Raw genomic sequence first — 6,203 nt, forward strand, 5'->3', positions numbered from 1 at the left:
TGATGCGATTACCGGCCGGGTAGGACCGCTGGCTCGATCGGCCAGGCCCGCAGCGACTGGATCCGCGCGCGACCTCCCAGCGCGTGGGCGCTCCAGCTGAGGGCGCCGCCGCCGCGGAAGAATCGGTCGGTGATGACCCGGGTGCCGTCGGCGGCGAACAGCTCGACGATGGAGCGATCCACCACCAGGCGCAGGGTGATGGGGCCATCGCCGGGGGGCAGGGCGGCGATGTTGCGGTCGGGGAAGGCGTCGTGGACGTGCGGGCCGGCACGGGTACGGTCGATGAAGACCTCGCGCGTGGCGGGGGTGTAGCCGATCAGCAGCGTGTAGCCCTGCGCGTCGGTCAGCGACAGTGCGACCTGCGAGGCCAGTTGCGGGTCGATGGCCAGCTGCATGTCCAGGCTCTCGCCCAGCTTCAGCGGGACCGGCGTCTCACCCAGCGTGAGGTCCTCGAGCTGGGTGAGCGCGCCGCGACGTGATTCCAGCTCGCGCACGGGCGCCTGTGCCAGACGCCAGTCCGCGCCTTCCCTGCGCAGCGTGAGCGTGCGTGGGAGGGTCATCAGGCCGCGCGCTGGAGTGGTGGGGATGGCGTGGGCATAGCGCAGGTCCGTGGCCCAGCCGATCCAGATACGGCGGCCGTCGGGCACCTCGCTCCAGGACTGCGACGCGTAGAAGTCCGCGCCCAGGTCCTGCCAGTGCGGCGTATCCTCCCAGCCCGGTTCCAGGGTGAAGGCCTTGCCGTCGAACGCGCCGACGAAGTACTGCCCGCCCGAGCCGTTATCGGGCCCCTTGTCGCCCTGGCTGACCGCCAGCACCCAACGCTTCTCGCCCGGCTTGCCATTGGCGACGGGCAGTTCGAACAGATCCGGACACTCCCAGTTGACGCTGGTGCTTGAAGCGGTCGGGCCGAAGTCGCTCTCGTGCTGCCACTGCTTGAGATCGCGCGAGGAATAGAAGGCAGCCTTCTTCTCGCTGGCCTTGACCACCACCATCACCCAGCGCTGCGTCGGCGCGTGCCAGAACACCTTGGGGTCGCGAAATTCGGCCGAGCCGATATCGAGCACCTTGCCGTGACGGCTGAAGGTGCGGCCGCGGTCGGTGCTGTAGGCGACGAACTGCGACTGGTTCTTGGTCACGGGATCGAAGCCGGTATAGATCGCCACCATGGGGGGCTTGCCATTGCGGCCGAAGCCGGAGGTGTTCTTCCAGTCGATCACCGCGCTGCCGGAGAAGGCCATCACCTCGGTTTCGGGAATGGCGATGGGTAGATGTTCCCAGCTGAGCAGGTCGCGGCTGACCGCATGGCCCCAGCTCATGTGGCCCCAGCGGTCGCCGTGCGGGTTGTACTGATAGAACAGGTGGTACTCGCCCTCGAAAAACACCAGGCCGTTCGGATCGTTCATCCAGTTGCGCTCGGGCGCGAAGTGGAAGCTGGGGCGGGGGTCCGGCGCGGGCCACTGCGCAGCAGCGGGGAGCATGGGGGTTGCCGCCAGTATCAGCGCCATCAAGATACGCATGGACTTCCTTTCCTCGGCGAGGGTGCCGGTCTGATAAGTCAGACAATACGACAATCACCGTGATCCGTGTCGGCCGCGCTGGTCACCCGGCGCGCCCCTTCTTCGCCGCAGGCGGTGTGCCGCCTGCCCCCTGGCCGCCGCGCCAGCCCCTTCAGAATCGCAGCCCGGCCGGCAGCCGCCGCCACTGGCCGACCGCCATCTTCCCCAGCGGAATGCTGCCGATGCGCAGGCGACGGACGCCTTGCACCTGCAGGCCGACCTCGGCGCACATGGCCTGCAGCTGCCCGGGCCGCACCTGTTTGATCGCAAAGCGCAGGCGGTCCTCGCTCTGCCAGCTGACCTTGCACGGCGGCAGCATGCGCTGCTGGTACTTCATGCCATCGGCCAGGCGGTTCAGGCCGTAGGGCTTGAGCTCGCCGCTGACCTCGACCACGAACTCCTGTTCGATGCTGTCGGCGTCCTCGGTCAGGCGGCGGATCACGCGGCCATCCTGGCTCAGCACCAGCAGGCCGCTGGCGGCTTCCTCCAGCGGCATCAGCGGGTTCAAGCGCCGCAGGTGGTGCTTGAGCAGGGGGCCCTCGGTGTCCAGCTCGCTCATCGTCGCAGGCGCGACCAGCGCCAGGGCCTGGTCCGTGCTCAGGCCGGCGGGCTTGTGCAGCAACAGCGTCGTGGGCTGGATTGGTCCGAGCTGCGCGTCGGCGTCCAGCGTTACCTGCTCCGGCGTGGCAAGCGCCTGCGGCTCCTCGACCACCACGCCATCCACGCGCACCCAGCCGCCTTCGATGTACTGCTGCGCATCCTTGCGAGAACAGTTCGCGACCGAAGCCACGCATTTGTCCAGACGGATCGGGGTAGACATCGGCACACTCGGCGTCGGGGGCGGAGAGTGTACGCGCTGCGGCGCCCAGGCATGGACCGAAAGGCCGTGACCATGGACTGCTCACATGGGCTTGCTCAGATGTTGACTGTCCCTGTGCGCCGCGCACGCCCCGGATTGGATTCTCACGCCGCCTGAGGTAAAACCACTGCCGATCGCATGAAGGAGCCGCGTCCATGCCACCCGCTCGCCTTCTTCCGTCTCTTCTGGCAATGGTGTTCTCGGCCACTGCCTTCCTTGCAGGATGCGCCATGACAGACCCGACGCTGACCAAAGAACAGTTCGCCAGGCAAGTCGATTCGCTGCTGTCCGGAAAGGACGTGGTCGTCGTCGAGGCTTCGCAGCTGACGTCCTTCCCCTGGACGCGGCTGTGCTTCGAACGTGACGAGCGGCTGCTGCTCAGGTTTGAAGGCGATGGCGCGCGCCAGGTGCTGGAACTTCCCTACGAGGAATTCTTCGTCGATGAGGGCCATGTGGCCAACTCCCTGGAGGAGGTTTGCCTTGCGCCAGGGGACCGCATCCTGATCAAGAAGAAGTATCCGGGGTACCAAGGACCCATCGAGTTCCAGAAGGCCGGGTAGGGAGGCTGCGACATGGTGGACATCACCGATCCCAAGGCGGCCAAGCGCCAGATCGAGCAGGAGGCGTACCAGGCCTACGAGCGACTCAGCGGACAAGTCCTTGCCAGGCGCGAGGACGGGAGCTTCCGCTCGCAAGGCCACAACGATGAACTCGACGCGTTCCGCCATGCCTATGTCAGCGGACGCGTGACCCAGGTGGCGTGGGATCAGCAATGGATCGCGCGCAAGTTCGGGAACGACGCCGAGATCGGGCCGGCGCATCCGAACGATCCGTACGAGCACCGCATGGACCTGTGGAACAACGAGGCCGGTCGGCGCCTGGGCGATGCCGCCGCCGACCCGCAGACACTCGCCCGCAACGTGTATGCCGCCCTGCGCAACGGTGAACTGGTCAGCGGCTTGGGCGACCCGCGACTGCGCCAGCTCTTTCCTGACGACCCTCGCCTGGCGCGTCCCCAAGGCGATCCCCAGCGCGAGCTGGTCACGGCCGCCGACGTGGATCACATCAACCGCGACGCCGTGCGTCTGATGGACCAGGCGCGGGACCGGTTTCCGGGGGCGCACCCAGACCGTGCCTATTTCAATGCGCTGCGTGGTCAGCTGCCGGCCTCGGTGTCCGATACCAAGGTGGCTGAGGTCATGGCTGCGGCCAAGCAGGCGGGCATTCAGCGTGCCGATCAGGTGGGCACCGTCACCCTGCGCGATGACCAGATCTTCGTGGCCGGCACCACGCCGGGGTTCCGCGCACGCGTGGATGCGACGGCACCAGCGCCGGACATGCGCGAGAGTCTCTACCAGGTCGACCAGCACAACGCCGTGCGTGCCTACGACGAAGGCGCGCGGGCGCCCGCGTCCCCGTCGCAGGCCCCTGTGCGCTGAGGCGGCGGGGGCCATTCCGCGGCGTCCTGGCTGGCGCCGCCGGCGCAATAGATGTTGTGGGCGACGAACCCTGCCCGCGCTTGCGAACCCTCAGGTCAGAGCAAGCCCGCCTGATGCATCGCAGCCTCCACCAGCGCCTGGTTGCCGGGCTCCAGCTCGGTCATCGGCAGGCGCAAGGTGCCGCCGCATCGCCCCAGGCGCTGGACCGCCCACTTCACCGGGATGGGGTTGGCTTCCACGAACAGCTGGCGATGCAGCGGCAACAGCTGCTGCTGCAGGCGTCGGGCTTGGGCTAGGTCGCCGGCCAGCGCCGCCATGCACAGCGCGTGCATCAGGCGGGGCGCGAGGTTGGCGGTGACGCTGACATTGCCGTGCCCGCCCAGCAGCATCAGCGCCACGGCGGTGGCGTCATCGCCGGAGTACACGCCAAACCCCTCGGGTACCTCGCGGATCAGCCACTGGGCGCGCTCGAGATTGCCGGTGGCTTCCTTGATGCCGAAGATGCCGGGCAGCTGCGCCAGGCGCAGCACGGTGGCGTGCTGCAGGTCGGCCACGGTGCGGCCGGGCACGTTGTACAGCATGATCGGCAGGTCGCCGGTGGCCTCGGCGATCGCGGCGAAGTGGCGGTACTGCCCCTCCTGGCCAGGCTTGTTGTAGTAGGGCACGACCTGCAGCTGGCAGTCGGCGCCGACCTTGCGTGCGTACCGTGCCAGTGCGATGGCCTCGGCGGTGGAGTTGCCGCCGCAGCCGGCCATCACCGGCACGCGCCCGGCCGCCTGCTCGACCGCGACGCGGATGATCTCGCAGTGTTCCTCTACATCCACCGTCGGCGATTCGCCGGTGGTGCCGACCACGCCGATGCAATCGCTGCCCTCGGCGACATGCCAGTCCACCAGGTTGCGCAAGGCGGCGTAATCGACGCTGCCATCCTCGTGCATGGGCGTAACGAGCGCGACGATGCTGCCGCGGAGCTGGGGACTGGTGGAAGACATGGCAAGACAGAACGAGCGGACGAAGCCGCACATTCTAGGCGCGTGGAAATGGTTTCACTTGTGTCCGTCGTGCGGTGGCGCGCTGCAGGGCAAATCACCGTCGTTTGATTGGGGCGCCAGCGGCTCGAAACGAAGCCGCTGGGCGCACCGCGATGCCTAAACGGTCGTTGTTCTTCGACAGTCTGCAGTGCCGTCAGACTTCGCCGAAGCCGCGGCTGGACTGCGACGCCGGCACGGAAGCCTCCGCGCCATAGCTGGACATGTCCGTGAGCGCATCGCCATGCGGTGGCGTGAGGTCGCGCGTGTCCTGCGTGGCGCGGGGCATCGGCGCCGGACCGGCCTGCTTGTCCTTCCACAGCTTCCAGGCAACGGCGGCGGCGGCGCCCAGGGTGATCATACGTAGAAGACCCATCACTGACTCCCTTTGTTCGAATGCCTGGAGCTTGCTTGGATCGCGGTTAGCAAGACGTGACTTCGTTGCTTGCCGTTCGGCAATCAACCCGAGGGCGTTGTCCGTCCAGGCCGGGTCGGGGCCACGTGTCCCATCCGGTGGGAGCGACGCGGCGTGATGAGATCGAAGCTGGTCCGCCCGCATCGCAAGGCTGGGCGATACTTCGCATCGCGTCGCAGCATCACGCCATGCGGGCAGCGGAGAAGATGGGTGCTACGGATCTGGGGACGAGCAAATTCCAGCAATGTGCGCAAGGTCCTGTGGTGCGCCGAGGAGCTGGGCCTGCACTACACGCGGATCGACGCCGGCGGTGCCTTCGGCGTGGTCGACACCCCGGGCTATCGCGCGATGAATCCCAACGGGCGCGTGCCGGTCATCGACGACGATGGCTTCGTGCTGTGGGAGTCCAATGCCATCGTGCGCTACCTGGCCGCGCGGCACGGCGGCGATGGCAACTGGATGCCGCGCGATCTGCAGTGTCGTGCACGTGCCGAGCAATGGATGGACTGGACCACTTCCACCTTCGCCCCGGTGTTCCGCGATCTGTTCTGGGGCGTGCTGCGCACGCCGCAGGCGCAGCGCGACGCGTCGCGGATCGAAGCGGCGCGCGTGGCCTGCGCCCAGCAGCTGGCGCTGGTGGATGCGGCGCTGGCCGACGCGCCTTACCTGGCGGGCCACACGCCCAGCGTGGGCGATATCGCATTGGGCAGCTTTGCCTATGCGTGGTTCGAAATGCCGATCGAGCGCCCCGCCCAGCCGCACCTGCTGGCCTGGTATCGGCGCCTGCGCGCGCGGCCGGCCTATCAGCGCGGCGTCATGACCGAGCTCACCTGAGCGCGCGTTGCCAGGCTGTTGAAGAGACCTCGATTGAACCCCGCAAGCATCCTGTGGGAGCGGGGGGGGGGG

At 67.8% G+C, this 6,203-nt stretch carries 7 protein-coding genes; 3 read left to right on the plus strand and 4 right to left on the minus strand.

Translation table 11 applies throughout. From position 1 onward, the window contains the following. Window positions 1-8: 8 nt before the first annotated feature. Both EPA99_RS08030 and EPA99_RS08035 read right to left on the minus strand, forming a co-directional pair. Entirely contained in the window at window positions 9-1,517 is a 1,509-nt protein-coding gene (locus EPA99_RS08030) for a glycoside hydrolase family 32 protein (protein WP_206733722.1), read from the minus strand. 151 nt (window positions 1,518-1,668) lie between these two features. Then, entirely contained in the window at window positions 1,669-2,376 is a 708-nt protein-coding gene (locus EPA99_RS08035) for an rRNA pseudouridine synthase (protein WP_129470684.1), read from the minus strand. 194 nt (window positions 2,377-2,570) lie between these two features. Between EPA99_RS08035 and EPA99_RS08040 the strand changes: the two genes are divergently transcribed. Beyond that, window positions 2,571-2,975: a hypothetical protein gene (locus EPA99_RS08040; protein ID WP_241688316.1), complete on the plus strand. Its 405-nt coding sequence runs from the start codon at window positions 2,571-2,573 to the stop codon at window positions 2,973-2,975. A gap of 12 nt (window positions 2,976-2,987) precedes the next feature. After that, entirely contained in the window at window positions 2,988-3,854 is an 867-nt protein-coding gene (locus EPA99_RS08045) for a DUF6973 domain-containing protein (RefSeq protein ID WP_129470685.1), read from the plus strand. 95 nt (window positions 3,855-3,949) lie between these two features. Here the strand turns inward: EPA99_RS08045 and dapA are convergent, their stop codons facing one another. Both dapA and EPA99_RS08055 read right to left on the minus strand, forming a co-directional pair. After that, entirely contained in the window at window positions 3,950-4,879 is a 930-nt protein-coding gene (gene dapA, locus EPA99_RS08050; protein ID WP_425479182.1) for a 4-hydroxy-tetrahydrodipicolinate synthase, read from the minus strand. 160 nt (window positions 4,880-5,039) lie between these two features. Next, on the minus strand, window positions 5,040-5,258 hold the full coding sequence (locus EPA99_RS08055; RefSeq protein WP_129470687.1) for a hypothetical protein: 219 nt from the start codon (window positions 5,256-5,258) through the stop codon (window positions 5,040-5,042). A gap of 249 nt (window positions 5,259-5,507) precedes the next feature. Here EPA99_RS08055 and EPA99_RS08060 point away from each other — a divergent pair, with 249 nt between their 5' ends. Then, window positions 5,508-6,131 (plus strand): glutathione S-transferase family protein, encoded by a 624-nt coding sequence (locus tag EPA99_RS08060; protein ID WP_129470688.1) that lies wholly within the window; start codon window positions 5,508-5,510, stop codon window positions 6,129-6,131. Window positions 6,132-6,203 lie beyond the last annotated feature (72 nt).

It is taken from the genome of Pseudoxanthomonas composti, assembly GCF_004122095.1.
GTDB classification, from domain to species: Bacteria; Pseudomonadota; Gammaproteobacteria; order Xanthomonadales; family Xanthomonadaceae; genus Pseudoxanthomonas_A; species Pseudoxanthomonas_A composti.